The organism is Luteimonas sp. 100069 (genome assembly GCF_003813845.1).
Classification (GTDB): Bacteria; Pseudomonadota; Gammaproteobacteria; order Xanthomonadales; family Xanthomonadaceae; genus Luteimonas; species Luteimonas chenhongjianii.
The window spans coordinates 882,750-906,436 of record NZ_RPFN01000001.1; the positions used below are offsets into that span (position 1 = coordinate 882,750).

General features: G+C 69.8%; 29 protein-coding genes and 1 tRNA gene. 9 read left to right on the forward strand and 21 right to left on the reverse strand.

Annotated elements, in window-relative coordinates; genetic code table 11:
* The first annotated feature begins 408 nt into the window (after window positions 1-408).
* Both EGK76_RS03860 and EGK76_RS03865 read left to right on the forward strand, forming a co-directional pair.
* Window positions 409-1,650 (forward strand): polyketide cyclase, encoded by a 1,242-nt coding sequence (locus tag EGK76_RS03860; protein WP_233580148.1) that lies wholly within the window; start codon window positions 409-411, stop codon window positions 1,648-1,650.
* 128 nt (window positions 1,651-1,778) lie between these two features.
* A complete protein-coding gene (locus EGK76_RS03865; RefSeq protein ID WP_123831707.1) occupies window positions 1,779-2,150 on the forward strand; it encodes a DUF423 domain-containing protein in 372 nt (123 codons plus the stop codon).
* Between the two features lie 50 nt (window positions 2,151-2,200).
* Here EGK76_RS03865 and EGK76_RS03870 read toward each other — a convergent pair whose 3' ends face one another.
* The 6 genes from EGK76_RS03870 to EGK76_RS03895 all read right to left on the reverse strand — a co-directional run bounded on the left by EGK76_RS03870 (window position 2,201) and on the right by EGK76_RS03895 (window position 5,855).
* On the reverse strand, window positions 2,201-3,007 hold the full coding sequence (locus tag EGK76_RS03870; protein WP_123831708.1) for a M15 family metallopeptidase: 807 nt from the start codon (window positions 3,005-3,007) through the stop codon (window positions 2,201-2,203).
* A gap of 453 nt (window positions 3,008-3,460) precedes the next feature.
* Entirely contained in the window at window positions 3,461-4,297 is an 837-nt protein-coding gene (locus EGK76_RS03875) for a CPBP family intramembrane glutamic endopeptidase (protein ID WP_123831709.1), read from the reverse strand.
* A complete protein-coding gene (locus tag EGK76_RS03880) occupies window positions 4,294-4,473 on the reverse strand; it encodes a DUF4177 domain-containing protein (protein WP_123831710.1) in 180 nt (59 codons plus the stop codon). The genes EGK76_RS03875 and EGK76_RS03880 overlap by 4 nt, the downstream gene beginning before the upstream one ends.
* The gene (locus tag EGK76_RS03885) at window positions 4,466-4,657 is read right to left on the reverse strand and encodes an Arc family DNA binding domain-containing protein (RefSeq protein WP_096298994.1); all 192 of its coding nucleotides are present in this window, start codon (window positions 4,655-4,657) and stop codon (window positions 4,466-4,468) included. The genes EGK76_RS03880 and EGK76_RS03885 overlap by 8 nt, the downstream gene beginning before the upstream one ends.
* Window positions 4,654-4,995, reverse strand: coding sequence for a hypothetical protein (locus EGK76_RS03890; RefSeq protein ID WP_123831711.1), 342 nt, complete (start codon window positions 4,993-4,995; stop codon window positions 4,654-4,656). The genes EGK76_RS03885 and EGK76_RS03890 overlap by 4 nt, the downstream gene beginning before the upstream one ends.
* Window positions 4,995-5,855, reverse strand: a complete 861-nt coding sequence (locus tag EGK76_RS03895) for an SPFH domain-containing protein (RefSeq protein ID WP_123831712.1) — start codon at window positions 5,853-5,855, stop codon at window positions 4,995-4,997. Before EGK76_RS03895 ends, EGK76_RS03890 begins: the two co-directional genes overlap by 1 nt.
* Before the next feature lie 140 nt (window positions 5,856-5,995).
* Between EGK76_RS03895 and EGK76_RS03900 the strand changes: the two genes are divergently transcribed.
* The 6 genes from EGK76_RS03900 to EGK76_RS03925 all read left to right on the forward strand — a co-directional run bounded on the left by EGK76_RS03900 (window position 5,996) and on the right by EGK76_RS03925 (window position 10,653).
* Window positions 5,996-6,616 (forward strand): CDP-alcohol phosphatidyltransferase family protein, encoded by a 621-nt coding sequence (locus EGK76_RS03900; protein ID WP_123831713.1) that lies wholly within the window; start codon window positions 5,996-5,998, stop codon window positions 6,614-6,616.
* 25 nt (window positions 6,617-6,641) lie between these two features.
* Entirely contained in the window at window positions 6,642-8,186 is a 1,545-nt protein-coding gene (locus EGK76_RS03905) for a poly(R)-hydroxyalkanoic acid synthase subunit PhaE (RefSeq protein ID WP_123831714.1), read from the forward strand.
* 2 nt (window positions 8,187-8,188) lie between these two features.
* Window positions 8,189-9,256, forward strand: a complete 1,068-nt coding sequence (gene phaC / locus EGK76_RS03910; RefSeq protein ID WP_096298986.1) for a class III poly(R)-hydroxyalkanoic acid synthase subunit PhaC — start codon at window positions 8,189-8,191, stop codon at window positions 9,254-9,256.
* Complete coding sequence (locus EGK76_RS03915) at window positions 9,253-9,462, forward strand: PspC domain-containing protein (protein ID WP_096298982.1); 210 nt, start codon at window positions 9,253-9,255, stop codon at window positions 9,460-9,462. Before phaC ends, EGK76_RS03915 begins: the two co-directional genes overlap by 4 nt.
* On the forward strand, window positions 9,459-9,899 hold the full coding sequence (locus tag EGK76_RS03920; protein WP_096298981.1) for a hypothetical protein: 441 nt from the start codon (window positions 9,459-9,461) through the stop codon (window positions 9,897-9,899). Before EGK76_RS03915 ends, EGK76_RS03920 begins: the two co-directional genes overlap by 4 nt.
* Before the next feature lie 265 nt (window positions 9,900-10,164).
* Complete coding sequence (locus EGK76_RS03925; protein ID WP_123831715.1) at window positions 10,165-10,653, forward strand: hypothetical protein; 489 nt, start codon at window positions 10,165-10,167, stop codon at window positions 10,651-10,653.
* A gap of 146 nt (window positions 10,654-10,799) precedes the next feature.
* On the opposite strand, the gene EGK76_RS03930 is transcribed toward EGK76_RS03925, so the two are convergent.
* Complete coding sequence (locus tag EGK76_RS03930; protein WP_158613443.1) at window positions 10,800-11,600, reverse strand: NRDE family protein; 801 nt, start codon at window positions 11,598-11,600, stop codon at window positions 10,800-10,802.
* Window positions 11,601-11,695: 95 nt separating this feature from the next.
* A tRNA-Leu gene (locus tag EGK76_RS03935) sits at window positions 11,696-11,781 on the reverse strand.
* A 119-nt stretch (window positions 11,782-11,900) separates the two neighbouring features.
* Between EGK76_RS03935 and EGK76_RS03940 the strand changes: the two genes are divergently transcribed.
* Window positions 11,901-12,437: a hypothetical protein gene (locus EGK76_RS03940; protein WP_123831717.1), complete on the forward strand. Its 537-nt coding sequence runs from the start codon at window positions 11,901-11,903 to the stop codon at window positions 12,435-12,437.
* A 15-nt stretch (window positions 12,438-12,452) separates the two neighbouring features.
* Here the strand turns inward: EGK76_RS03940 and EGK76_RS03945 are convergent, their stop codons facing one another.
* From EGK76_RS03945 to EGK76_RS04005, 13 genes are all read right to left on the reverse strand, one after another.
* The gene (locus EGK76_RS03945; RefSeq protein WP_096298977.1) at window positions 12,453-14,315 is read right to left on the reverse strand and encodes a DUF885 domain-containing protein; all 1,863 of its coding nucleotides are present in this window, start codon (window positions 14,313-14,315) and stop codon (window positions 12,453-12,455) included.
* 84 nt (window positions 14,316-14,399) lie between these two features.
* A complete protein-coding gene (locus tag EGK76_RS03950) occupies window positions 14,400-15,002 on the reverse strand; it encodes a cysteine dioxygenase family protein (protein WP_096298976.1) in 603 nt (200 codons plus the stop codon).
* A 9-nt stretch (window positions 15,003-15,011) separates the two neighbouring features.
* The gene (locus tag EGK76_RS03955) at window positions 15,012-16,154 is read right to left on the reverse strand and encodes a homoserine O-acetyltransferase (protein WP_096298975.1); all 1,143 of its coding nucleotides are present in this window, start codon (window positions 16,152-16,154) and stop codon (window positions 15,012-15,014) included.
* A 114-nt stretch (window positions 16,155-16,268) separates the two neighbouring features.
* The gene (locus EGK76_RS03960) at window positions 16,269-17,273 is read right to left on the reverse strand and encodes a cytochrome C biogenesis protein (RefSeq protein ID WP_096298974.1); all 1,005 of its coding nucleotides are present in this window, start codon (window positions 17,271-17,273) and stop codon (window positions 16,269-16,271) included.
* Entirely contained in the window at window positions 17,273-17,716 is a 444-nt protein-coding gene (locus EGK76_RS03965) for a cytochrome c-type biogenesis protein (RefSeq protein WP_096298973.1), read from the reverse strand. The genes EGK76_RS03960 and EGK76_RS03965 overlap by 1 nt, the downstream gene beginning before the upstream one ends.
* Window positions 17,713-18,276, reverse strand: a complete 564-nt coding sequence (locus EGK76_RS03970) for a DsbE family thiol:disulfide interchange protein (protein WP_096298971.1) — start codon at window positions 18,274-18,276, stop codon at window positions 17,713-17,715. The genes EGK76_RS03965 and EGK76_RS03970 overlap by 4 nt, the downstream gene beginning before the upstream one ends.
* Window positions 18,273-20,198 carry a heme lyase CcmF/NrfE family subunit gene (locus tag EGK76_RS03975; protein WP_123831718.1) on the reverse strand — a complete coding sequence of 642 codons (1,926 nt, stop codon included), beginning with the start codon at window positions 20,196-20,198 and terminating at the stop codon, window positions 18,273-18,275. The genes EGK76_RS03970 and EGK76_RS03975 overlap by 4 nt, the downstream gene beginning before the upstream one ends.
* A 36-nt stretch (window positions 20,199-20,234) precedes the next feature.
* Window positions 20,235-20,717 (reverse strand): cytochrome c maturation protein CcmE, encoded by a 483-nt coding sequence (gene ccmE / locus EGK76_RS03980; RefSeq protein ID WP_123831719.1) that lies wholly within the window; start codon window positions 20,715-20,717, stop codon window positions 20,235-20,237.
* Window positions 20,714-20,887: a heme exporter protein CcmD gene (gene ccmD, locus EGK76_RS03985; RefSeq protein WP_096298958.1), complete on the reverse strand. Its 174-nt coding sequence runs from the start codon at window positions 20,885-20,887 to the stop codon at window positions 20,714-20,716. The genes ccmE and ccmD overlap by 4 nt, the downstream gene beginning before the upstream one ends.
* On the reverse strand, window positions 20,884-21,645 hold the full coding sequence (locus EGK76_RS03990) for a heme ABC transporter permease (RefSeq protein ID WP_096298956.1): 762 nt from the start codon (window positions 21,643-21,645) through the stop codon (window positions 20,884-20,886). The genes ccmD and EGK76_RS03990 overlap by 4 nt, the downstream gene beginning before the upstream one ends.
* A 126-nt stretch (window positions 21,646-21,771) precedes the next feature.
* Complete coding sequence (gene ccmB, locus EGK76_RS03995) at window positions 21,772-22,458, reverse strand: heme exporter protein CcmB (protein ID WP_096298954.1); 687 nt, start codon at window positions 22,456-22,458, stop codon at window positions 21,772-21,774.
* A complete protein-coding gene (gene ccmA / locus EGK76_RS04000) occupies window positions 22,455-23,096 on the reverse strand; it encodes a heme ABC exporter ATP-binding protein CcmA (protein WP_123831720.1) in 642 nt (213 codons plus the stop codon). Before ccmA ends, ccmB begins: the two co-directional genes overlap by 4 nt.
* Window positions 23,097-23,166: 70 nt before the next feature.
* Window positions 23,167-23,649 (reverse strand): DUF3293 domain-containing protein, encoded by a 483-nt coding sequence (locus EGK76_RS04005; RefSeq protein ID WP_096298950.1) that lies wholly within the window; start codon window positions 23,647-23,649, stop codon window positions 23,167-23,169.
* Between the last annotated feature and the right edge of the window lie 38 nt (window positions 23,650-23,687).

The following is a 23,687-nucleotide window of genomic DNA, read 5'->3' on the forward strand; positions in this document are numbered from 1 at the left end:
GCCTCCCGCAGCCCCGGGCCGCGTTGGCCAGCGGGCTACCGTCGACAAAAGCCGAAGAAAGCCTTTGCACTCCAGTCCGTTTGAATTACCGTTCCGCGGGTTCTGCTGCCACGGCAGGTCTGTCGCGGCAGTCGCGGACAGATCGGAGCCGCGCAAGCCGATGTCCCGCCATTGCCTGGGGGACGCTCCAGCCGGTCTCAGCCGCCGCCTGGGCGCCTCCTTCCGGACCGTGTCCGGCGGATCGCCGGGGAGGTGCGCTGAGTCGCTGGGACCCACGTGTTCCAGTGGGTCGCCCTTCCACTCGACACCATTGCAAAATCCATCGATAGACTCGCTCGCCCCCACGCAACTTGATACGATTGCCGGTCTGTGCCGCCTCAGGCCGGATCTGGTCCTGGAGAACTCTGAATGACCCGTCTGCTCGAACTGCTGATCTCTTGCGTCATCGTCGCCGTGCTGTTTCTTGTGGTGGCCGTTCTGCTTCCCTCCAGCCGCACGTTGACCGAGTCGGCGGAAACCAACCGTCGCCAGACGATCGTGTTCGATACGCTCAACAGCCTCCAGCGTTTCAAGGACTGGTCGCCCGTCACCGCCTACGACCCGGGCGCGGAGCTCAAGCTTTCCGGTCCCGTTTCCGGTGTCGGCGCACGCATCGACTACAGCTCCAGTCTCAAGCGCGTCGGCGACGGCAGCTGGGAAATCACCGAGTCCGTGCCGCAGAGCCGGGTGGTCTACGCGCTGGAAACCCCGAACCGGGGCAACGACAAGACCATGATCTTCCAGCTGCGTCCGACGGGCCGCAACAACCGCAACATCGAGATCACCCAGACCTACAACGTCGATTACGGCTGGGACCTCCTCGGCCGGTTCGCGGGCCTGTACGTCAGCCGCAACGTCGGTGACGGCATGAAGCTGGGCCTGGATCGGCTGACGAACATGCTCGCCGCGGTGCCGAACGTCGACTACCGCGCCGAGGGCAGCACGCTGGCCAACCTGGCGGCGGCTGATCGCCCGGCCGAGAACCTGCTGCTGGTCAGCGCCGGTGCGGTGGAACGCAACAACCAGGTCATCCAAGACTCGATGAAGCAGAACCTGGAGTGGATCAACCGCACCATGGCAGCGAACGGCCTCGAGTCCGCTGGTCCGCTGCGCGTGATCACCACCGAGCTGGGCCGCGAGACCTACACCTTCGACATCGCAATGCCGGTCCGCAAGAAGGGCGCCGGTTCGGCTACACCGGCGGCTGCGGAAGGCGAGAACGGGGCGGACGGCGAGAATGCGACGGCTGCCGCGCCGGTGGCAGCGCCGACCACGGATGCCGTGGAGCTGACCGGTCTCGAGCTGCTCGGTCCGGTGAAGGCGGTCTACCTGCCGCGCGCCCGTGTCGCTCGTGCCGACTACAAGGGCTTCATGGCCGAGCTCGACAATGTCCGCAACGCGGTCCGCGCCTGGGCGCTGACGCAGGGCCTGGAAGTCACCGATCGTCCGTACGAGAACTACCGCAACGGCATCGATGCGGCGTTCACCGAGAACGGCGAGTTCGAGGTGTTCTGGACGCTGCGTGATCCGCAGGCCGCGGCCGCTGCCAACGCGACGCCTGCTGCAGCGCCTGCTGCGGACGCGACGCAGGAAGCCGCCCCGGCCGAATAAGCAGGGTCGCTTCCCGAAGTGTCATCGCGCACGCCGCGTCCCCCGGGACGCGGCGTGTTTCGTTTCAGGCCCCCTTTTGCAGCCGGCTCCGGGGAGCTCGCAGTAGCCGCCGGCCTTGGAGGAGTGGCATGGGATTCGGATTCACGCGCGCGGCCCGTCACGTCGCCGGACTGGTCGCCGCCGGCGCGCTGCTGGCGGGGCTTTCGGTGGGCCTGTCGGCCTACGCCTCACATGCGACCAGTGGCGACGCGCAGGCCGCGCTGCAGACCGCGGCCGTATTCGCATTCGGGCACGGCATCGTGCTCGTCGTACTGGGCCGGGCGGTGCGTGGCGCGCTCGAGATGACCTCGCTGCTCATGCTGCTGCTGGGCACGCTGTTGTTCACAGGGGCGCTGGTGTCGCGGCACCTGTTCGCGGGGCCCGCGTTCTACGCGCCCTGGGGCGGCATGTTGACGATGCTGGGATGGGCGCTGCAGGCAGTGGCTGCGCTGCGTCGCTGACCGCAGTCCAGGACGGCGCGGGCGGGGAAGGTCGCAGCCGCCTCGGCTGCTCAGCCAGCGGCGGCGTGATGCCGCCAGTGCCAGGGCTCGTAGACGATGCCGTGCGGGTTGTCGCGCGGATAGCTCATCGTGAAACCATGACTGGCCGCATGTCGCTGCAACCACGCGAACGCGGGGGTGGCCTCGAAGGAGGCTTCGGCGGCCGGCTCGCCTGGCGCGCTGATGTCGAGCGCGCTTCCGGTGTGGTGCTCGCTGTAGCCCGGCGCGGCGTTGACCGCCACGATCTCCTCCAGCTCGAGGCCGCGCGCGAGCTTGCGCTCGAAGATGGCGAACTGGTAGTCGTGGCTGCGATAGCCGGAAACCGCGTCGAGCACGATGTCATCCGCCAGCGCCGCGCGTCGCATTGCATGCCATGCGCGGGTCGTGCGGCTATCCAGCCACAGGGGGCGGCGGTAGCGGTCGAATCCCGCGAACGCCAGCCACGCAGGCTCGGCAAGCAGGGCCAGGCCGGTACGCGATGCGTAGGCGTCGGCCTCGAGGCCGAGGACGTGCAGCCGTGTTTCGACTCCGGTCAAAGGCAGGCTGGGCACCACTGCCGATGCAGGCGCATGCAGGCCGGCGTCGAGCAGGTCCAGGGCCGCGTCGATATCGACGCCGCGCTGCCAGCCCGGCAGCAGGCCTGCGAGGCCAGTGCCGACCACGGCCGCCAGGTAGCGCCCGTCGCGCTTGCGCCGCAGTACGTGCGAGGCCTGTGACAGCAGCCGGGCATCACGGTTGCCGCGCGCGCGCAGCAGATCCGCCGGCCAGAGCTCGATATCGGGCGTGTTGAACAGGATGCGGGGCGGGGGAGTCTGCATGCCGGCAGCTTAGCGGGCGCCCGCCCGGTCGTCAGGGCGCCGTGGCGGCGGGCACGACCTGCAGGCCGGCGCCCCGGCGTTCGGCTCGATCGCCACGCTCGCATCGAGGCTGGCCCGCGCGCGGTGGACCCGCGTGACCACGACGCTCATGCGGGGCTTCCGGTCGAGCCGCGGCGTATCGCGCGAGGTGACTGGGGCGGCCGGTTCGATCTGTGTCTGGAACGGTGTGGAGGGAATCGGCATCGAACGCAGCTGCCATCTGCGGGGCGAACGTGGCAATGGCCGCGGCGGGAGTTCGATGGGTCCAGTTGCTCGAGCAGACGCTTCACCTTGGCTTGAGCATCCGCCGCCGGCACCGCGCGTCCCCCCGCCGATCGTCGTGACGAGCAGGGTGGCGGGCACGGTGGCGTGGCTGCGCATGGTCGGCTCGCTTGGACGGCGCGGGGGCGTGACCTACAGCACGCCTTGCGGCAGCAGCAGGGGCACCAGCGCATGCAGGACGATATCGGCTGCGAAATGCGCCAGCACCGCCATCTCGAAACCACGTCGCCAGTACAGCCATCCGAATACGACACCGCCCAGGCCATTGAGCAGCAACGTGCGCAGCACCACGCCCGCGTCGAGACCCCAGATGGTCGCGGCGGCCGGCAGGTGGCCGACGCCGAACAGCAGCGCAGCGATGAGGATTGCGAGCCAGGCGATGCGCGGCGACAGGCTGCCATCGGAACCACCGCGCCGCCGCACCAGCCGCGCCAGGCGCGTGGCGGCCCACGCGATCAGCGTCATCAGGAACAGCCGCAACTGCAGTTCCTCGACCACGCCGCCGTAGAAGGACGCAAGGGCGCCATAGAGCGCGCTGCGCCCGCCGACGATGTCGGTCATTTCCACCTGGGTGGGCGGCAGCAGCAGGGGGTCGAGCGCGCGGGACAGGACAAGGATCACGACCGCTACGGCGATGCCCAGGCCGACCGCCGTTGCGGGCCCGCGGTCCCGCAGACGGGCATCGCCATGGCGGTTGACCCAGCGCTGCAACAAGGGAGCGCCGAGGCCGACGCGGTGGCCCATGCGCAGGCCCGCCCAGCCGAGCAGGGCGCAGACGATGAACATCGTCATCGCCTGGATCGCGATCAGCGCGGGCAGCGGCACCTGGGCGCTTTGGGCCGTGCGCGCGGGGTCGAGTTGCAGCAGGTACGGAATGACGGCAACCGTGGCCGCAGCGGCCACCGCCGCCAGCGCCACCGCCAGACGCAGGTCCTGCCGCGGCCGCGGCATCGGTATCTGCGCGGTCACAGCCGGCGCTTCAGGAACAGCAGGGTCGGGCCGACCGCCGTGGCGTGGACCGCGTTGACCAGTTCCCAGCCCTGCAACCCGAGGGCCTGCAGGCGCTCCTCGATATCGACAGGTTTGATGCTGCCGAGGAAGGTCGGTTTGGTCTCCTCCACCTTGTATTGCCAACGCTCACTCATCGTTCGTGTCCTCGAGGGGATCGGGGTGTTCGGGTGGGGCAATGCGTCCCGCGCGGCGCAATGCATCGCGCAGCAGGTATTCGATCTGTGCATTCGCACTGCGCAGCTCGTCGTCGGCCCAGCGCTGCACCGCCGCGAGGATCTCGGCATTGATGCGCAGCGGATAGGCCTTCTTCTCGCTCATCCGCCGCCCCGGCGTGCGCGCCGCTTGGCGCTGGCGACGGTATAGATGCAGGCGGCGGCGAGTCCGTTGACGACGAGGAACATCACCACGATCAGGCCGAGCAGACGGCGCTCCTGCTCGCCCCACAGCACCAGGCCCGCCGCGGTGGCGAGCATCGCCAGGCCGATCATCCGCAGCAGCCGCGCGAGCTTGTTGTCGAGCACGGCCTTGTCGCGGACGGTCATGCCGGTACTGCCGTTCGACAGCGGCAGGCGGCCCTGGGCGAGCCAGCGCGCCGACAGGAACGCCGGCACCGCCATCAGTGCGAACAGCAGCGCCGCGAGATGATGTGTCGCCATCAGTACAGCGAGCCGGCGTTGACGATGGGCTGGGTGCCGCGATCGCCGCACAGCACGACGAGCAGGTTGCTGACCATGGCCGCCTTGCGCTCTTCGTCGAGCTGGACCACGCCGCTCTTCTGCAGTTCCGCCAGCGCCAGTTCCACCATGCCCACCGCGCCGGCCACGATCCGGGTGCGCGCTGCGATGACCGCACTGGCCTGCTGGCGCTGCAGCATCGCCTGGGCGATCTCCGGCGCGTAGGCGAGATGGCTGATGCGCGCCTCCAGCACGTCGACACCGGCTGCGGTCAGGCGCTCGTCGAGCTGCTCCTTGAGCCGCTCGGAAATTTCCGTCGGGTGGCTGCGCAATGAGATCTGGCCGTCGTCGTGCTGGTCGTAGGGATAACTGGTCGCCATTGCGCGCAAGGCGGCTTCCGACTGGATCTGGACGAAGCTCGCATAGTCGTCGACGTTGAACACGGCTTCCGCCGAGTCCACGACCCGCCACACGATGACCGCGGCGATCTCGATCGGACTGCCTTCGAGTTCGTTGACCTTGAGCCGCCCACTCTCGAAGTTGCGCACCCGCAGGCTGACCTTCTTCTTGGTCAGGAATGGATTGTTCCAGCGCAGGCCGTTGGACTTGTCGGTGCCGACGTACTTGCCGAACAGACTGAGTACGGCGGCCTGGTTGGGTTCCACCATGTAAAGGCCCGTCGAAAGAAACGCGGTGAGCAGGGCCACGCCGATCGACGCCATCGGCTGCATGGAATCGCTGCCCTTTGTGGCGAGAAACGAGTAGACGCACAGCCCGATCACCAGGAGCTGCACCAGCAGAATCGGAATGCCGGGCAGAGAGCGGACCGAAGTTTCTTTCATGGGTGTTCGTCTCGGGAAGTTGACGTTTATTGATATCAATTTGATATCAGTCATGCAAGTGCCCGTGGGCAGGGGCGCCGATCACGCGTCATTGCGCCGCTGCCCGCACGATGTACGACCTGCTGATTCCTGGAGCCACGATGTCCCGTCCCCGCCATTTCACGATGCTTCGCGATTTCCAGCTTGCCGACTGGTTCACGTTGGGCAACGCTTTCTGCGGCACCGGCGCGGTATTCGCCGCGATGCGTTACCTGCAGGACGGCGACCAGCGGATGCTGATGTTCGGCATGGCACTGATCCCCCTGGCCTTCATCTTCGACGTGCTCGACGGGCGGATCGCGCGCTGGCGCAAGGTGGCGTCCACCCTGGGGCGGGAACTCGACTCGCTCGCCGACGTGATCTCGTTCGGCGTCGCGCCGGCAGCGCTCGCCTACGCCTGCGGCATGCAGGGCGGATGGGACGCCGTCGTGCTGGCCGGCTTCGTCGGTTGCGGGGTCAGTCGCCTGGCCCGCTACAACGTCACCGCAGAAACGCTGTCGCAGGGCAGCGACAAGGTGAAGTACTTCGAAGGCACGCCGATCCCGTCGAGCCTGCTGCTGGTGATCCTGCTGGCGGTCGCGGCCTCGCAGGGGCGGATCGGCGATGCGCTGTGGCTGGGTGAGCTGCACCTGGGTCCCTGGTCGTTGCATCCGCTGGTGCTGCTGTTCGCGGCATCGGGCGCGATGATGGTCAGCAAGACGCTGCGCATTCCCAAGCTTTGAGCCGTGCGCGCCGTGCGGCGTTGCTATGATCGAACGCGCCTTGCAGGAGTCGACGATGTTCAACATGGGACGGGGACCCGACGCGCAGGTCGCGGATCTCGAGCAGCTGGCGCGCCGTTACTGGGATACCTGGCGCGAAGCCTTGCAGCGGACGATGCCGGGCGGCGAATCGGCCGCCAGCAGTGCATCGGGTGGGCCGGGCATGTCCGGCATGCATGACGGCGCCGCGCCATGGCGCGAGGCGATGCGCTGGTGGAGCCCGGACGCAGCGTCGCAGCACCCGGCCATGGACGCGTTCAAGCAGTTCCAGGCGACGGCCGCGCCATGGCTCGAGCGCATTGCCCAGCTCGCAACGCAGTTCGCCGGCCGGGATGCATCGCCGCAGGCGATCGCCGGCGCCTGGCGCGAAGCCTTGGGCGCCAATCCGCTCGGCCAGATGTTCGGCGCGATGCGCGGCGCCGGCGCGGAGGACTGGGCTGCCTGGCTCCAGCGCCTGCAGTCAGGCTTCACCGGTGCGGAAGGCGGCGGCCGCGACGCGTTCTCGCTGCCGACGTTCGGCCTGATGCGCGAACATCAGGAGCGCTGGCAGAAGTCCGCACGCGCGTTCTCCGATTACCGCCAGAGCCAGCAGGCTTTCGAATCGTTGTTGATGCAGGCTTCGAGCGAAGCGTTCGGCCTCTTCGAGCGCAAGCTTGGCGACCGCGATCCGGCGACGCCGATCGAGACGGCGCGCGAGCTGTTCGATCTGTGGATCGACGCCGCCGAGGAAGCCTATGCCGAAGTCGCGCTGTCGCCGGCGTTCCGGAAGGCTTACGCCGACATGGTCGCCGGGCAGATGCGCCTGCGCCAGGCGGTGCAGCGCGAGATCGAACAAGTGTGTCGCGCGCTGGACCTGCCCACGCGCACCGAACTCGATGGCGCCCACCGCAAGATCGCCGACCTCGAGCGCGCACTGCGGCGACTGCGTGATCGCCTCGACGCACTCGACGTCCTCGACGCTGCGCAGGATCGCCCGACGGCCGCATCGCGCGAACCGCCGCGACGCCGGGCCGGGCCGACCGTGGTCTCGGGCGCGCCTGCGGCCCAAGAGGCTACGCCAGCAGCAAGATCGGAAGCGCCTGCCTCCAGGAGCGCAGCGAAAAAAGGCGCGCGTGGGCCGGCAGCCGGCAAAAACGCCACGACCCCGGCGAAGAAGCCCGGGTCGACCCGGAAACAGGCCGCCCCCAGGGAGGGACTGAAGCCTGAGTCCGCCAAGCAGTCCGTCAAGCGTCCCGCATCGAAGACCGCGACCGGCGCGGGCACACGCACGTCCACCGGATCCTCCGGTCGCGTCGATGCCGTAGCGGAGCCGCCAAGGCGCGGCGCGACCGCCAAGCGCGCGGCGAAGGCGGCTCCGCCCGCGCGCAACGCAAGGGCGGCGTCCGCTGTCCGGGCACGCGCGGCGCGCGAACCGGCGCGGACGCCGAGCCGCGTCGGCGGCCTGCCCAACCAGGGGTCCGTCCCGCCGATTCCGCAGGCGCCAGCGCCGCTGCAGGACCAGCGCGGCAAGCCGCGTAAAGGGAAGCGCTGAGCATGGCCGGACCTGTGCACATCACACCTGAGCGTGTGGCCGAAGAAGCCCTGCGCGTCCAGCGCAAGCTCGCCGCTGCCGCAGCCACGCTGCGCGAAGTCGGTGACTTCGACTACGGCGCGACCGAGAAGCAGGAGGTCTGGCGCGACGGCAAGGTCGTGCTCTACCGCTACGTCGGCGATAAACCACCCACCGCGCGCGTACCGCTGTTGATCGTGTACGCACTGGTCAATCGACCCTACATGGTCGACCTGCAGCATGACCGTTCCATCGTCAAAGGCCTGCTGGCGCGCGGCGAGGACGTCTATATCCTCGATTGGGGTTATCCGGACCGTTCCGATCGTTTCCTGATACTCGAGGATTACATCGAGCGCTTCCTGGGCGGCGCCGTCGACCATCTGCGCAGGGACGCCGGGCTCGATTCGATCAATCTGCTCGGCATCTGCCAGGGCGGCACCTTCGCGCTGAGCTACGCCGCGCTGCACCCCGAGCGCGTGCGCAATCTCGTCACCATGGTCACGCCGGTGGACTTCCACACCGAGGGCAACATGCTCGCGCACTGGACGCGCGACCTGGATGTCGACCTGTTCGTCGACACGCTCGGCAACGTGCCGGCCGACATGATGAACGCCTGCTACCTCACGCTGAAGCCGTGGCGCCTGCTGGTGCAGAAGTACGTCGGCGTGGTCGACATTCTCGACGATGCCGCCGCGCTCGAAGACTTCCTGCGCATGGAGAAGTGGATCTTCGATTCGCCCGACCAGGCCGGCGAGGCCTTCCGCCAGTACGTCAAGCAGTTCTACCAGGGCAACGGCTTCGTCAATGGCGGCATCGTCATCGGCGAGCGCGAGGTGCACCTGGGGATGGTGGACATGCCGGTGCTCAACATCTTCGCCGAGCAGGATCATCTGGTGCCTCCCGACGCATCGCGTGCGATGCGTGGTCTGGTCGGAACGCAGGATTATTCGGAGCTCTCGTTCCGCGGCGGTCATATCGGCATCTATGTCTCGGGCCGCGCGCAGACCCAGGTGCCCGCGGCGATCCACGACTGGCTGGCGGAGCGCGCATGAGTTCGCCGGCGCCCAGGCCCACGCTCAGTCGCGTCCGGGAGGACCGCGTGGTGGCGGGCGTGCTTGGCGGCGTCGCCCGGCGCTTCGGCTGGAACCCGACCGTCGTGCGCGCGATCTTCGTCGTGGTCTCCGTCGTGTCCGCCGCGTTTCCCGGCCTGCTGGTCTACCTGCTGCTGTGGATGCTGATGCCCGAAGGCGAGGAATGAGCAAGGCCGTGCGCGCCGTGGCCCTGGTGCTGGGTGCGCTCTGGACGGCGCCCAATACCGTGATCGGCCTCCTCGGCGGTGTCGCCGGTCTCGCATGCGGTGCGCAGGTCCATTGGCGGCCCCGGGACCTCGCCCTGGTCTTCGATCGCTGGCCGTGGGGCCCGGGAGGGGCGATCACCTTCGGCAACGTGATCCTGCATACCGGCGACGCGCTCGACGTCGTGTGCAGCACGTACGCCCAGCGGGCGGCCCCATGCGCAGACCCCGATATCGTGCTCGCCGATCACGAGCGTGCGCATGTGTTCCAGTACATGGCGCTGGGGCCGCTGTTCCTGCCGCTGTACCTGCTGTGCGGTGGGGTAAGCGTCCGCAACCGTTTCGAGCGCGCGGCAGACCGTTATGCGATGACCGGTCGCGGCTGGTGGCCCTGGCCCTGACACGTGCGGCGGTGGGCATGTCGAGCGCGTCCATCCGCCGCGGGTCGCATCCCCGAACGTTCACGTCCGATGGGCTTGGGCATGGGCCACGGCAGGCCTGTGCCCGGTTGCCGGCGGCGTGGCGATGGCAGCGGCGGCAGGCGACGCAACGCGCACCGGCGCCGGTTCCCGGCCTTGCGTCGGCCGCTTGCAAAACCGCGAGGCGCCGGCCATCGTCTGGCGGGCAGGCTTGCCTGCCGCTTTCTCTTGCCAGTGGAGTCCTGGGATGCAGTACGACCGCGATGCCGTCTCGCCGTGGGCCTTCTTCCTGCCGATCGCACTCGCGGTCATGGTCGGCAGCCTCGTCGCAGATGCACTCGGGCATCTGATGCGCGGGCGATTCGCCGAGGCGCCGGTGGCGGTGGTGGCCGAAGTTTCCCCTGCCGCCGTGGCCGCGCCCGAGCCGACGCCGCCGCCCGCACCACTGCCGCAGCCGGTGCTGCCCGAACCCGCGTTGCCGGCAGCGCCGGTGACCGAGCCGCCGCAGGCCGATGCGGCCCTTCCTGCCGCCGCGCCGGCGCCCTCGGTCATCGCCGCGGTCGAAGCGCCGTCAGGCGTGGATGCGCCGCGGCGCCTGTCGGGACCGATGACCGCGCGCCAGGCCGGCGAGAGCGAAAGCTGCATCAACAACACCGTGGCCACGCGCAGTCCCAACGGCTGGGAGCAGGCGCTGGAGAACGACGCTCCGGTGCGCTGCGAAGCCAGTTCGCCCTGAGGACGCCGCGCAGCGCCGCACGGAGCCACGAGCGTTCCTGCGCATGCCTGGCAGGTGATGGGCTCAGGTGCAGAGACGGGCGAAGCCTCGCAACGTGATTGGCGCGTCGCTGCAATTCCTTTCGCCGACCGAGTTGTCTGGCGGCGCTACGGCTCTGCAGGCCCCAGCCTCTGGTGCGAAGTGCCGATCACACGTGCGGCGGAATCGAACCTGCGTTCGTGGACCCAGAGGCATGTCCGGTCCGCCAGTACCACGGTGCTGCAGCGGGTACCGTAACGGGCATCCTCGATGAAGGCCGGCGAAAGCCAGCGCTCCAGCGGCAGGCCCACGCCGGTATCGGGCAATGCCGCGTCCGGCGCGGTACGCGTGTCGCGCAGGCCGGCAAACAGCGGTTCGACCCGCGCGGGATCGCAGTGGGACGGGAACGCTCCGGGGCCGATGCCGTCGAGCCAGTCGCGCAGCGTGCGCGTCGCCAAGGTGGCCTTGGGCCAGGGCGCGTCGAAGGCGCCGTTGGACATCGCATGCAGGCCGGGCGCGACAGCCGCCGCGGCGTACTGGGGATGGTTGCCGACGTACCACAGGGCAGCACCGTCCCAGACCAGCAGGTTGAAGCGGCCATAGGTGTGGGCGGTCGCCGCCAGTTCCCGTGCGAATTCCATCGCCGGCATCTCGCCATGAACGAAATCGCGGACCAGCCAGCCACGCGAGCGCGCCGCGGTTTCGGGCGCGGCGCCGAATCGCACGTTGGTCACGGCAGCCATGCGGCGGCGGCTCGATGCGAGCAACCAACTGCCGCCCTGCACGAGATCGCGGCCGCCATAGACGGTCGGCGCGTCGGCAGCAAAGTCCGCGGCGGCGCTGGGTCGGTCGTGGAATTCGTCGCGGTTGGCGATCAGCGCCAGCGGCAGGTCGGCGCGGAAGTTCCAGGCAACGGCAATCAGGCACATGCGCGCCATGCTAGCCGAGCGCGCTGGAAAGGCCAGGGTGCAGGCGGCGGGCAACGCCCGGAAAAACGAATGGCCCGCAATCGCGGGCCATCGGCTGGTACCGGAGGCGGGACTCGAACCCGCACGCTTTTAAGGGCGGCGGATTTTGAGTCCGCTGCGTCTACCATTCCGCCACTCCGGCGCGGTCCCGGATTATAGCGGATGCATGATGCGGACAGTGCCGCGCGCCTTTGCATTTTTCGAACATTCGGGTCGGCATCATGCGCGGGCCGGCGCGGGGCCGGGGGTCCTGGAGGGGACATGCACGATCGAACACAGTCGCGGCAGTGGTTGGCCTGGAACCTGTCGTGGCCACCCGCGTCCGCTGCGCGCGCGCGGCGGCTGCGCATCCTGTTCGCGGTGCTGTTGCCGCTTGCCGCCGGTGCCTGTGCGAGTGGGCCGACGGTCGTCCCCGCCGACGCATTGCCGGTTGCCGAACGCGAGCTTCCGGCGAACGCCGCCACCGTGCCCGCGCAGCCGAATGGCCAGGTGCGGCTGGCGAGCGGGGTGTTCCGTGTGCACCTGAGCAATATCCGCTGCGTGCGTGCGCCGTGCCCGAACGGCTACATGGTGTCCGACGTGGAAGGCCAGCCGCCGGCCCTGCGTCCCGACGTGCCGCAGCCGGTCTCGCGGATGCCCGAACGGGTTCGCTTCGATGCTGCTTCGGGCGGTGCGATCCCCGACGGTCTGGTCGACCGTGCCCACGTCGGCGACGGCATCGTCGTCAGGGGCAGGGCGTGGCTGATCGAGGGTGGTCGCACGCTGCGGATCGAAGTGGCAGAGCTGCTCGACGACTGAGCCGCGGAGTTCCCGCTAACCGGCGCCGCCTTCGTCCTCGATCCGGACCGCGTCGATCCAGGCATCGACCGAGCCCGACACCACGTCCAGCGGCAGCGCACCGTTCTCCAGCAGCACGCCGTGGAAGGCGCGCAGATCGAAGCGTCGTCCCAGGGCATGCCGCGCCTGCGCCCGAAGCGCCAGCAGCGTGTGCAAGCCGACGGTATGCGCGCAGGCCCGTCCGGGGCGCACCAGCTGACGCTGCGCCTCGTTGCGCGCCTGCGCCTGGGTCATGCCGGCGACATCGCGCAGATAGGCCTGCGCCTGCGCGAGGGTCCAGCGCTCCGAATGCAGGCCGGTATCGACGACCAGCCGCGCAGCGTGCAGCAGCTCGGCACGCAGGCGCCCGAGATCGCCCTGCGGATCGTCGTCGTAGACGCCCATCTCGACCGCCAGCCGTTCGGCATACATCGCCCAGCCCTCCGTGAAGGCGGTCGGTGCGAGGCTGCGCCGCAGTCGCGGCAGCGAGAGATGGGCCTGCGAGAGTCCCACCTGCAGATGATGTCCGGGCAGGCCGTTGTGGTAGACCAGCGTGGGCAGGCCGCCATCGGGCAGATCGCGCAACTGGGCCGCGTCGAGCATCAGGGTGCCGGGCCGCACGTCGCCGCCGGGCGGGATGTAGTAGACCGGCGCCGGCGCTTCGTCACCGGCCGTCACCAGCTGCACCTCGAGCGGTTGGGTCGGTGATGCGGCGAAATAGCGCGGCAGCAGCGCTGCCATCGTTTCGAGCCGCGCCTGTACCGCGGCCCGCACTGCCTCGGGCGTCGCCTGGGGCATCTCCGCGTGGCCGGCCGCCGGTGTCGCGGCCAGTGCGGTCACCGCGGCATCGTCCGCGATCACCGCGTTCTCCGGCAGCGTCAGGCGATTGCGGACGATCGCAGCCATTTCCTCGCGGATGCGGCGCACTTCGGCATGACCCAGGGCGTGCAGCTGTGCCGCATCGAGGCCCACACCGGTGTTCCAGCGCAGCGCCGCGGCGTAATACGCCGCGCCATCGGGCAGCGCCCAGACGCCGTCGTCGGCATCCTGGACGGCAATCGCGGCTTCGATCCGGGAGAGCAGGCGGCCATAGGCGGGCAGCGTCGCGGCCTCGATGGCCGAACGTGCGTCGCGCAGCAGTTCTTCGCGCAGCGGCGCATCGATGCCCTGGGCGGTGTCGAGCTTGCGGGCCAGCGTGGTGAGGAACGGGCTGCCGTCCACGCCCACGCGCATGAGGTCGCGGATCTGCAGGGCCGCACCTTCCAGGGCCACACGGGGTGGCACCACGCCGTGGTGTGCCTGCAAGTCGAGGTTGTCGCGCACCTGGTCGAGCTTGGTCGCCACCGCATGCAGGCGCGCCACGTAGTTGCGCGCTTCGGCGGCGCCGTTGACCGGCTGCGCACTGGCGAAGAAGCCCGGCAGTGCCATCGGGATGCTCGAGAGCTGGTCGACCGCGTAGGGATTGGTGGCCAGGGGCAGCCACGCCGGCGACCAGTCGAACGCCAGCAGATCGGCCTGGCTGCGATAGAACCAGCGGGCCATCCCGATGGTGCGCTGCTGTTGCGGCGCGAACGCCTCGTCATCGATGTCGTCGAGCGCGGCGAGGTTGGTGGCCAGCGCGTTGCGCAGCTCGGCGCGGCGCAGCAGCGAGGCGTCGGTCAGGCGACCTGCAGCGACGCGCGCGTCGGGGCCATCCATGCCGAGCACCGTCATGGCCTCTGGATCGTTGGCGAGCAGGGCGTCGAACTGGGCGTCGACGAGCTGATCGACGGCACCGCCGTCGGCGTCGGGCACGGAAGTGGACTGTCCGCAGGCGGCCATCAGGGCGGCCAGTGCGACGGTCAGCAGCGATCGGGACATCGGCCTCGCAGGGGAGTGACAGGAACCGGCGCCACTGTAGCGGCTGCGCGCGCAGGGCGCCCCCCCCGTGTTCACATCCAGGCCTCAGTCCGTCGCATCGGCCGGCAGGGCATCGTCGAAGCGCTGATACCAGTCGTCGTCCAGCGGGCGGTAGCGGGCGCAATGCTCGATCGGCGCCTGGTAGACGTGCAGGGACACCGCCACGGCGTCCGGGCTGGCGTTATGGATCGTGTGGTACTCGTGTGGCGGAATCAGGCTGCCGGCGCTGCCCGTGCCGGCCTGCATGCCACCGGCTGCGCGGAAGCGCGCCCGGTCGCCGGCGGAGTCGAGCAGTTCGTACTGGGTGATCTCAAGCGCGCCGCGCCAGATTCCCTCGACGCACCACAGGCCGTCGTGGTCGTGGATCGGTGTGCCCTGGCCGGGCGCCCAGGTCATCGCGACCACGCTGTAGCCGTGCGCCGGACTGCGGTAGAGCTCGCGCCGGGCGTAATGCCCTTCCACCGGCGCATGGACGCAGGCCGGCAGTTCCACCGCGGGGTCGCGGATCAGCCTGCACATCGCAGTGCGAAGCGTGGCGGTGACCGCATGGGCGTCGCCGGCGGCGAGCGCGGCATCGATCGCCGCGACCAGCCGCTCTCGACCGGGGAAGGCGACGTCGGGAAATACGGGGGCAGGGTGCTGTGACATGGGGCGAGTCTAACGGTCGCCGCGTGCGACCGCAGGCGGCAGTGCTTCGAGGAATCCCGCCACTGCAGGCCCGAAGCGGGCGATGTCGACAAGGAAGGCGTCGTGGCCCTGGGGGGACTCGAGCGGCAGGAAGTGCGCGTCGACCCCGCCCGCGCGCAGGCCGTCGGCGATCTGCTGCTGTTGCTGCAGCGGAAACAGGATGTCGGTCTGCACGCCGATCGCCAGCGCGCGTTCCATGCGCAGGCTCGCCAGACCCGCCTCGGTGTCCGCGCCGCAGCTCTCGCCGATGTCGAACCAGTCCATCGATCGGCTCAGATAGAGGTAACAGTTGGGATCGAAGCGCCGCACGAAACGCCGTGCATGGCCTTCGAGGTAACTCTCGACCTCGAACTCGAGTCCGAACGGGTCCTCGTCGTCGCGGCGATCGGAATCCAGGCGCACGCGACCGAACCGGCCGTCCCACTCCAGTGCCGAGCGGTAGGTGATGACGCCCAGCTTGCGGGCCATGCGCATGCCGCTTTCGGGATAGTCGGCCTCGGTGTAGTTGCCGCCGTTCCATTTCGGATCCAGGCGGATCGCCTCGCGCTGCAGCGAGCGGATCGCGATCGAGAACGGCAGTGCGCGCGCCGCGCCGCAGATGTTGATGTGGCTGCGCGCGATCCCCGGATGGCGCGCCAGCAGGGCGAGCGCGGTCATGCCCCCCATCGAATTGCCGATCACGCAGGCGAGCCGCTCGATGCCGAGTGCGCGTACCACGTGGGCGGCGGCATCGGCGCCGTCCTCGATCGAAAGTTCCGGAAAGCCGAGCCGGTAGAGTTCACCGGTAGTGGGGTCGATCGAGGCCGGACCGGTCGAGCCCTTGCAGCTGCCGAGCGAGTTCACGCAGATGACAAACCAGCGATCGGTATCGATGGCCTTGCCGGGGCCGAGCATCTGCTCCCACCAGCCGGGGGACGGGTCGTCATCATGGCTGGCGGCGTGCGCGTCGGGCGAGAGTCCGGTGACGATCAGCACCGCGTTGCTGCGCGCGGGATCGGGGTGTCCCCAGGTCTCGTAGGCCATGCGCGCGCCGCTGAGCGCGCCGCCACGTTTCATCGGAAAAGGCGAGGGCAGATCGACGAAGCGGCTGCCGGGCGGAATGAATTCGGTCATGTGCAGTGGCCACGCACGCGCGCGCCATTCGAGTCCGTAATGCGGAAGAGTCGCCAATATCACGACGCGTTCGAGGATACGCCAATGCCCGCGGGTGATCGGAACCCGGTTGGCTCAGGGCGCCTGGCGACTGATCACCAGCTCCACCGGCGCGTCGACCGGCAGCGCGACCCGCACAGCTGCCGATTCCGCATCGCCGTCCGCGCGCGCGGCATCGCCGCTGCGGGAGATGCGCGCGAGGATCTCTACCGCGCGGAGTGCCGAAAGCGGCTGGGTCGGCATCGGGCTGTCCGCATCGCCGAGCACGATGTCCAGCGGCAGGGCGCTGACAGGATGCCGCTGCACGGCGACCGGCATCGGCGGGCCGCCTGCCTGGCGCGCGATGACGAAGACCACCGCGTCGGCGGGTGGTGGCGCAGCGGCAGGGTCCAGACGCACCCGCACGCGGACCTCGTGTGTGCTCGCGGTTGCCGGGGCCGCCGGGGCCGCCGGGGCCGGAAGCCCGGCGGCCTCGCGCGCGACCGCGATCTGCTCGCGCAATGCATCGGCGGCCGCGCCGTCGAGCAGGGCCAGCAGCGGCGTCCATGTGGCGACCGCGCCGGCATCGTCACCAGCCTGGCGCTGGGCGATCCCCAGATACCAGCGGGCATGCTGGTGGTCGGGATTGCGCGCGAGCACCTCGCGCAGAGCCTGCACTGCCGTCGCATCGAAACGCCTGTCTGGCGCAGCGCGCGCGCGGGCCTGCGCGGCTTCGACCTGGAGCGCATCGTCGTCGGGCAGCAGCAGCGCTGCTCGTGCGAAGGCGTCACGGGATGCGTCGAAACGCTCCAGGCCGGCATACGCGCGCCCCAGCAGCTGCCAGCCTTCGGGCTGGCGAGGATCGCGCTGGAGGTCGGCTTCGAGCCGTGCGATCGCGTCCTCGAGCGAATCGGGTGCGCGTCGTTGTTCCGGGTCGAGCGCCTGCGGGGTGCCGACGATCGCATACAGGCCGCCCACGAGTATCGGCACCAGCAGGGCCACGGCGACCGCGACGCGCGGGGCACCGGCGCGCAGCGCGTATGCCAGCGCCGCCATCGTGGCCAGCGTCAGCAACGACGCGAGGACTGCGAACAGCGCCATCACCAGGTCTCCGTGTCGTCGGGGGGCAGCGGCCTGTCCGGGCGACGGGACGCGACCACGCGCCAGATCACCACGCCGCCCGCGCCCAGAAGCAGCAGCGGCCCGAACCAGAGCAGCCAGGTTGCCGGTCCCACCTGCGGCCGGTACAGCACGAAGGCGCCATAGCGCGCGACGAGATGGGACTTGATCGCGGCATCGTCCATGCCCTGACGCATCAGTTCGAGCACCTCGCGGCGCAGGTCGTGGGCGATCTGCGCGTTGGAATCGGCCAGCGACTGGTTCTGGCACATCACGCAGCGCAGCTCGGCGACCATGCGGTGGAAGCGACGTTCCTCGGAAGCGCTCTCGAAGTGCAGCGGCGTGGCATCCGCTGCGACCTGCGCGCGCGCATCCGGCGGCCATGCCAGACCGATCAGGATCGCGAGCAGCAACGCGCGGATCATCGGATGTCGAGCCGGTCGAGCTGGCGCAGCAGCTGGTCGCGCACGACGGCATCGGTCATCGGACCCACGTGCTTCCAGACGATGATCCCGTCGCCATCGACGAGAAAGGTCTCCGGCGCGCCGTAGATGCCCCAGTCGATCGCCGCGCGGCCGTCGTAATCGGCCAGCACCAGCGCATAGGGATTGCCGAACTGCGCCAGCCAGCGCGTGGCGTCCTCGGGCTCGTCCTTCCAGTTGAAGCCGATGACGGGGAGGCGCTGCGTCCTCGCGAAAGCCTCGATCACGGCGTGTTCCTCGCGGCAGCCCGGGCACCAGCTGCCCCAGACGTTGAGCAGGTACGGCGCGCCGCGCAGATCGTCCCCGGAGACAAGGCGTTCGGGCTCGCCGAGCACAGGCAGCACGAAGGCCGGCGCGAGTTTGCCGATCAGTGGCGAGGGCAGGGCATTGCGATCGGGATCGCGGCTCAGCCATACGCCCGCCGCGAGCAGGCTCAGGATCGCCCCGAACACGATCAGCGGCAGCCAGCGCGCACGCGCGCTGCGGGAACCCGGCGCGCTCATGCGGCCTCCTGCCGGGGTGGGCGCCGGAAGCGGCGGTCGGCGGCGGTCACGAACCCGCCCAGCGCCATCAGGAACGCGCCGGCCCAGACCCAGCGCACGAAGGGTTTGATGTGCACGCGCACCGCCCAGGCGCCGGCGCCAAGCGGCTCGCCGAGCGCGACGTAGACATCGCGCAGCACGCCGGCGCGGATCGCCGTCTCCGTCATCACCTGACCGCCGCTGACATAGGTGCGTTTTTCGGGGTGCAGGGTGGCGACCAGCCGGTCGTCCCGGTACATGCGCACGGTGCCGCGGTCTGCTTCGTAGTTCGGGCCGACGTGATGCGCGACCCCCTCGAGCACGAACGAATCACGGCCGATGTCGAGGGACTGGCCCGGCAGCATCGCCACTTCCCGTTGGATGGCCAGCGCCTCGACCAGCAGCGCACCGGCCAGGAACGCCGCGATTCCGAGGTGCCCGAGCACCATGCCGGTCATTTCCGCGCCCATCCGGCCGCCGGGCGCGCGCAGGCGAGCCCAGACGAAACGCAACGTGCCCGCACCCACCCAGACCGCGCCGGCCACGCCCATGGCGACTTTCCAGGGTCCCTGCGGCGCCGCGAAGAACGCGAGCACGGCGGCGACCAGGGCCAGTACGGCCCACGGCAGCAGCATGCGCAGCGGGCGCGAGGCATCCTCGTTCTGCCAGCGGGTCAGCGGGCCGAACGGCAGCAACAGCACCAGCGGCGCCATCAGCAGCAGGAACAGCAGTCCGAAATACGGCGGGCCCACCGAGATCTTGCCCAGATCCAGCGCGTCGGCCAGCAGCGGGTACAGCGTGCCGAGCAGCACCATCGCGCAGGCCGCGACCAGTAGCAGGTTGTTGGCCAGCAGCAAGGTCTCGCGCGAGGTCGCCGAGAAGGGCTTGCCGCCCTGGCCATCGGGCGCGCGCAGGGCATAGAGCAGCAGCGAACCACCGACGACCAGACCGAGGAATACCAGGATGAACAGACCGCGGGTGGGATCGGCGGCGAAGCTGTGCACGCTGGTCAGCACCCCCGAGCGCACCAGGAACGCGCCGAGCAGCGACAGCGAAAATGTGGCGATCGCCAGCAGCAGGGTCCAGCCGTGGAAGCTGCCGCGCTTTTCGGTCACGGCCTGGGAATGGATCAGCGCTGCGCCGGCGAGCCAGGGCATGAAGCTCGCGTTCTCGACCGGATCCCAGAACCACCAGCCGCCCCAGCCGAGTTCGTAGTAGGCCCACCACGAGCCGAGGGCGATCCCGAGCGTCAGGAACCCCCAGGCGACATTGGTCCATGGTCGCGTCCAGCGCAGCCAATGGGCGTCGACCTTGCCGTCAAGCAGGGCCGCGATCGCGAATGCGAACGGCACCATGAAACCCGAGTAGCCGATGTAGAGCAGCGGCGGGTGCACGATCATGCCCGGGTCCTGCAGCAGCGGGTTCAGATCGCGCCCTTCGAGGGGCATCGGCAGGATGCGTTCGAACGGGTTGCTGGTGAAGATCAGAAACGCGAGAAAGCCCAGGCACACCGCGCCCATGATCGCCAGGACGCGGGCGAGCACCATGTCGGGCAGGGAGCGCGAGAACCAGGCTACCGCCGCATTCCAGCACGCCAGCACGAACACCCACAGCAGCAGCGAGCCTTCGTGGCCACCCCATACGGCGGTGAAGCGGTAGACCAGCGGCAGCAGCGAATTGGAGTTCTCGGCGACATAGCGCACCGAGAAGTCCTGTTGCACGAACGCGGCCGTCAGGATCGCCCAGGCGATCAGGGTCAGCGTCCATTGCGCATACGCGGCCGGGCGTGCGGTCGCCATCCACGACGCGAGACCACGCTGTGCGCCGAGCAGCGGCAGCAGCGCCTGCAGCGCCGCGGCAACGAGCGCAAGCAGCAGCGCGATCTGGCCGAGTTCAGGCAGCATCGACGACTCCGGCGATCGCGCCACCCACCGCTCGCGTCACTGCGCGCTGCTCGCGTCGGTCGGCGTTTCGATGCCGTGGCGGTCGTGGGCCAGCCCCATCTTGTCGGCGACTTCCTTGGGCACGTAGGTCTCGTCGTGACGCGCGAGCACCTGTTCGGCGACGAAGGTGTCGCCGTCCATGCGACCGGTGGCGACCACCGCCTGATGTTCGCGGAACAGATCGGGCAGCAGGCCCGTGTAGCGGACCGGAAGCTCGGCGTCGCCATCGGTGACGCGGAAACGGGCTTCCATCGAGCCTTCGGCGCGCGAGAACGAATCGCCTGCGACCATGCCGCCGAGCCGGAAGCGCGCATCTCCGGAGGCCACCGCGGGGCCCGCGGCGCCGCCGAGCACCTCGTGGGGCGTGTAGAGATAGGCCACGTTGCGCTGCAGGGCCAGCGCGACCAGGGTCATCGACAGCGCACTGGCCGCGACGACCGCCACGACGAACAGCAGGCGGCGCCGGCGCACCGGGTTCATCGGCGGAGCTCCGCATGATCGAGCGGCGCCGCAGACGCGGCCTGCCGCGTCGCGCGCAGGCGCACCGCGCGCAGGATCTGCGCGCTGCGGATGCGCGGGGCAACGAAATCCCAGGTCAGCACCGCCATGAACACCGCGTAGGCGGCGAACACGTATTCGATGTAGCTCATCCACCTCTCCCGGCCGGCGCGCTCACCAGCGCCCGGACCCAGTCCTTGCCGGCCTCGCGGCGCAGGTTGTCGGCGCGCGCGCGCGCCAGCAGCGAACCGGCGAACCAGAATTTGGTCCCCACCACCATCCACAGCAACGGCCACAGCATGCTCGGGTCGATGCTCGATTCGCCGAATACGCGGATCGTCTGGCCCTGGTGCAGCGAATCCCACCAGTCCACCGAATAGCGGATCACCGGCAGCAGCACCACACCGACGATCGCCAGCAGCCCGGCCGCGCGCGCGGCGGTGCGCCGGTCCTCGATCGCGCCGTAGAGACCGATCACGCCCAGATAGAGGAACAGCAGGATCAGCTCGGTGGTCAGGCGCGGGTCCCAGTCCCACCATGTCCCCCACATCGGCCGGCCCCATATCGAGCCGGTCGCGAGCGTGATCACGGTGAAGGCGGCGCCGATCGGCGCGCAGGCCATTGCCAGGATCTCGCACAGCTTGATCCGCCAGATCATCGCGATCGCGGCGTAGAGCGCCATCACCGCGAACACGGCAAGGCTCATCCACGCGCTCGGCACGTGGATGTAGAGGATGCGGAAGCTGTCGCCCTGCTGGTAGTCGGCAGGCACCACGAACAGGGCGCCGTAGAGGCCCACCGCCATCGTGGCCAGGCCCAGGCCGAAACCCCAGGGCGCCCATCGGCGCGCGAAGCGGTCGAAGGCAGGGGGCGAACCGAGCTGATGGAACCAGCGGAGGACGGGATTCATTCGGTGGGGCGTGGGGGCATGGCGGGCGATCGGTCTCGTGGCGCGCATGGCGGGCATGCGGTCGTGGCGCGGCGGTCGAGCGGTGGCGCGTTGGCGTCGGTGCCCTCCAGACCCGTCGCGGGCCGATCAGTTGAGTGCGATGCGGATGGCCGCCGCCGCCGTCACCGGCGCCAGCACCAGCGCAGCGGCCAGTCCCGCGGCCAGCAGCAGCAGCCCGCCCGAGGGGTCGTGACCCTGCGCCGCGATCGCGACACTGCCGGCGCCGAACACCAGCACCGGAACGTACAGGGGCAGGGCCAGAAGCGCCAATAGGATACCGGAACGCCGCATGCCGATGGTCAGCGCCGCGACCACCGCGCCCAGCAGGCTCAGCAGTGGCGTGCCGAGCGCCAGACCCGCCAGCAGCACCGGCAACTGGGCCCGCGGCAGGCCCAGAAGTTCCGCCAGCAGCGGCGTGGCAGCGAGCAGCGGCAGGGTGGTCGTCGCCCAGTGGACCGCAGTGCGTACGAGCACCAGCCAGGCCAGGGGCACCGGGGCAAGCATCCATTGTTCGAGCGAGCCGTCCTCGGCATCGCCGCGGAACAACGTGTCGAGCGCGAGCAGGCCGGCCAGTACCGCGGACACCCAAAGCACGCCCGGTGCGACGCGCTGCAGGGTGGCGGCATCGTTGCCGAGCGCCAGCGCGAACAGCACCACGACGAGGACGGCGAACAGTGCAGGCTGCAGCGCATCTCCGCGGCGACGCCAAAGCAGGCGCAGGTCGCGCGCGACCAGCGCCGATGCGCTGCCGAGCAGGGTGGGGGCGGCGCTCATGCGACCGTCGCCAGGGCCAGCTCGCGCGTCCGTACCGGCGGCGCGGCATAGGCGCCATGCGTCGTCACCAGAGCCGCGCCGCCGTCGTCGAGCTGTGCCCGGACCATGCGATTGACCAGCTCGATGCCCTGCAGGTCCAGATTGGCGTAGGGCTCGTCGAGCAGCCACAGCCGCGCCGGCGACATCCACAGGCGGGCCAGCGACAGCCGTTTCTTCTGCCCGGCCGACATCTGCCGGACCGGCAGATGGGCATGGGCAGCCAGGCCCACCAGCGCCAGCGCGCGCGCGACGTCCTGGCTCTCGCGGCAGCCCTGCAGACGGGCGAGGAACTCGAGGTTCTCGACCGCGTCAAGGTCGGCCTTCAGGCCGGGCAGATGGCCGAGATAGGCCATCGTGCCGGCCCGCATCGCCCGCGCCACGGGTGTGCCGGCCACCGCCACCGTGCCGCCGTCGGCCTCCAGCAGGCCAGCCAGCACGCGCAGCAGGGTTGTCTTGCCGGCGCCGTTGCCGCCGTGGACCAGCAGGGCCTCGCCGGCGCCGACATCGAAATCGAGAGATTCGAAGACCGGCCGATCGTCGCGCGAGAAGGACAGGCTGCGGGCGGCGAGCAGCGGTGGGGCGTTGGCGATCTCGGTCATGCGGCGGCGTCGGCCCGTGCGCGCGGCCCGGGCGGCCGCGCGGCCATCCTATCCGCAGCCGCGCCGCCCGTCAGCGCAGCCAGTCGACGTGCGGGTCGCCCGCCAGGCCGCGGGGACGCGCGGCGTCCATGCGCAGGCGCACCGCCGTCTCGCGCGGCCACCACAGCGTGCCGAGCTGGCCGTAGCGGCGCGACAGCGCATCGAAATCCTCGACCGCCATCCCGAGCACGATCCAGCTCGGCTCGCGCCAGCTGCGGTCGGCAGCGCTGGCGAAGGCCGGCATGTGGGACAGGCCCGATGCGCGCAGTTCGGCTTCCAGAGCCCTGTCCAGGCGCCGATTCTCGCTCGCCGGGCGTTGTATCGACAGGGGATTCCATGCCGAGAGCAGACCGAAACCGGGTGCCTCCGGATAGCGGAGGTCCAGGCCCGGTGCCGGCAGGCCGATGATGAGGTCGTGCCAGTCGTCGCGATGCTGCCAGCGATACCGGGCATCGAGATAGGCGTGCAGCAGCTCGACCAGGCGGGTGTCGTCGATGGGATGCTGGCGCTTCATGGCGGCTGTTTATCCCCGTGGTCTGCGTCCGTACACTC

What these genes read in the sequence shown, in the direction of transcription:
- EGK76_RS03990 (WP_096298956.1), bottom strand. Translation starts at nt 21,645, where the DNA reads ATGAATCCCGTCCTCCGCTGGTTCCATCAGCTCGGTTCGCCCCCTGCC.
- EGK76_RS03915 (WP_096298982.1), top strand. Translation starts at nt 9,253, where the DNA reads ATGAGTTCGCCGGCGCCCAGGCCCACGCTCAGTCGCGTCCGGGAGGAC.
- EGK76_RS03945 (WP_096298977.1), bottom strand. Translation starts at nt 14,315, where the DNA reads ATGTCCCGATCGCTGCTGACCGTCGCACTGGCCGCCCTGATGGCCGCC.
- EGK76_RS03900 (WP_123831713.1), top strand. Translation starts at nt 5,996, where the DNA reads ATGTCCCGTCCCCGCCATTTCACGATGCTTCGCGATTTCCAGCTTGCC.
- EGK76_RS03970 (WP_096298971.1), bottom strand. Translation starts at nt 18,276, where the DNA reads ATGAGCGCGCCGGGTTCCCGCAGCGCGCGTGCGCGCTGGCTGCCGCTG.
- EGK76_RS03940 (WP_123831717.1), top strand. Translation starts at nt 11,901, where the DNA reads ATGCACGATCGAACACAGTCGCGGCAGTGGTTGGCCTGGAACCTGTCG.
- EGK76_RS03975 (WP_123831718.1), bottom strand. Translation starts at nt 20,198, where the DNA reads ATGCTGCCTGAACTCGGCCAGATCGCGCTGCTGCTTGCGCTCGTTGCC.
- EGK76_RS03880 (WP_123831710.1), bottom strand. Translation starts at nt 4,473, where the DNA reads ATGAGTGAGCGTTGGCAATACAAGGTGGAGGAGACCAAACCGACCTTC.
- EGK76_RS03865 (WP_123831707.1), top strand. Translation starts at nt 1,779, where the DNA reads ATGGGATTCGGATTCACGCGCGCGGCCCGTCACGTCGCCGGACTGGTC.
- EGK76_RS03960 (WP_096298974.1), bottom strand. Translation starts at nt 17,273, where the DNA reads ATGGCGCTGTTCGCAGTCCTCGCGTCGTTGCTGACGCTGGCCACGATG.
- EGK76_RS03860 (WP_233580148.1), top strand. Translation starts at nt 409, where the DNA reads ATGACCCGTCTGCTCGAACTGCTGATCTCTTGCGTCATCGTCGCCGTG.
- EGK76_RS03870 (WP_123831708.1), bottom strand. Translation starts at nt 3,007, where the DNA reads ATGCAGACTCCCCCGCCCCGCATCCTGTTCAACACGCCCGATATCGAG.
- EGK76_RS03930 (WP_158613443.1), bottom strand. Translation starts at nt 11,600, where the DNA reads ATGTGCCTGATTGCCGTTGCCTGGAACTTCCGCGCCGACCTGCCGCTG.
- EGK76_RS03905 (WP_123831714.1), top strand. Translation starts at nt 6,642, where the DNA reads ATGATCGAACGCGCCTTGCAGGAGTCGACGATGTTCAACATGGGACGG.
- EGK76_RS03955 (WP_096298975.1), bottom strand. Translation starts at nt 16,154, where the DNA reads ATGACCGAATTCATTCCGCCCGGCAGCCGCTTCGTCGATCTGCCCTCG.
- ccmE (WP_123831719.1), bottom strand. Translation starts at nt 20,717, where the DNA reads ATGAACCCGGTGCGCCGGCGCCGCCTGCTGTTCGTCGTGGCGGTCGTC.
- EGK76_RS04005 (WP_096298950.1), bottom strand. Translation starts at nt 23,649, where the DNA reads ATGAAGCGCCAGCATCCCATCGACGACACCCGCCTGGTCGAGCTGCTG.
- ccmB (WP_096298954.1), bottom strand. Translation starts at nt 22,458, where the DNA reads ATGAGCGCCGCCCCCACCCTGCTCGGCAGCGCATCGGCGCTGGTCGCG.
- EGK76_RS03890 (WP_123831711.1), bottom strand. Translation starts at nt 4,995, where the DNA reads ATGGCGACACATCATCTCGCGGCGCTGCTGTTCGCACTGATGGCGGTG.
- ccmD (WP_096298958.1), bottom strand. Translation starts at nt 20,887, where the DNA reads ATGAGCTACATCGAATACGTGTTCGCCGCCTACGCGGTGTTCATGGCG.
- EGK76_RS03895 (WP_123831712.1), bottom strand. Translation starts at nt 5,855, where the DNA reads ATGAAAGAAACTTCGGTCCGCTCTCTGCCCGGCATTCCGATTCTGCTG.
- EGK76_RS03925 (WP_123831715.1), top strand. Translation starts at nt 10,165, where the DNA reads ATGCAGTACGACCGCGATGCCGTCTCGCCGTGGGCCTTCTTCCTGCCG.
- EGK76_RS03950 (WP_096298976.1), bottom strand. Translation starts at nt 15,002, where the DNA reads ATGTCACAGCACCCTGCCCCCGTATTTCCCGACGTCGCCTTCCCCGGT.
- EGK76_RS03965 (WP_096298973.1), bottom strand. Translation starts at nt 17,716, where the DNA reads ATGATCCGCGCGTTGCTGCTCGCGATCCTGATCGGTCTGGCATGGCCG.
- ccmA (WP_123831720.1), bottom strand. Translation starts at nt 23,096, where the DNA reads ATGACCGAGATCGCCAACGCCCCACCGCTGCTCGCCGCCCGCAGCCTG.
- phaC (WP_096298986.1), top strand. Translation starts at nt 8,189, where the DNA reads ATGGCCGGACCTGTGCACATCACACCTGAGCGTGTGGCCGAAGAAGCC.
- EGK76_RS03920 (WP_096298981.1), top strand. Translation starts at nt 9,459, where the DNA reads ATGAGCAAGGCCGTGCGCGCCGTGGCCCTGGTGCTGGGTGCGCTCTGG.
- EGK76_RS03885 (WP_096298994.1), bottom strand. Translation starts at nt 4,657, where the DNA reads ATGAGCGAGAAGAAGGCCTATCCGCTGCGCATCAATGCCGAGATCCTC.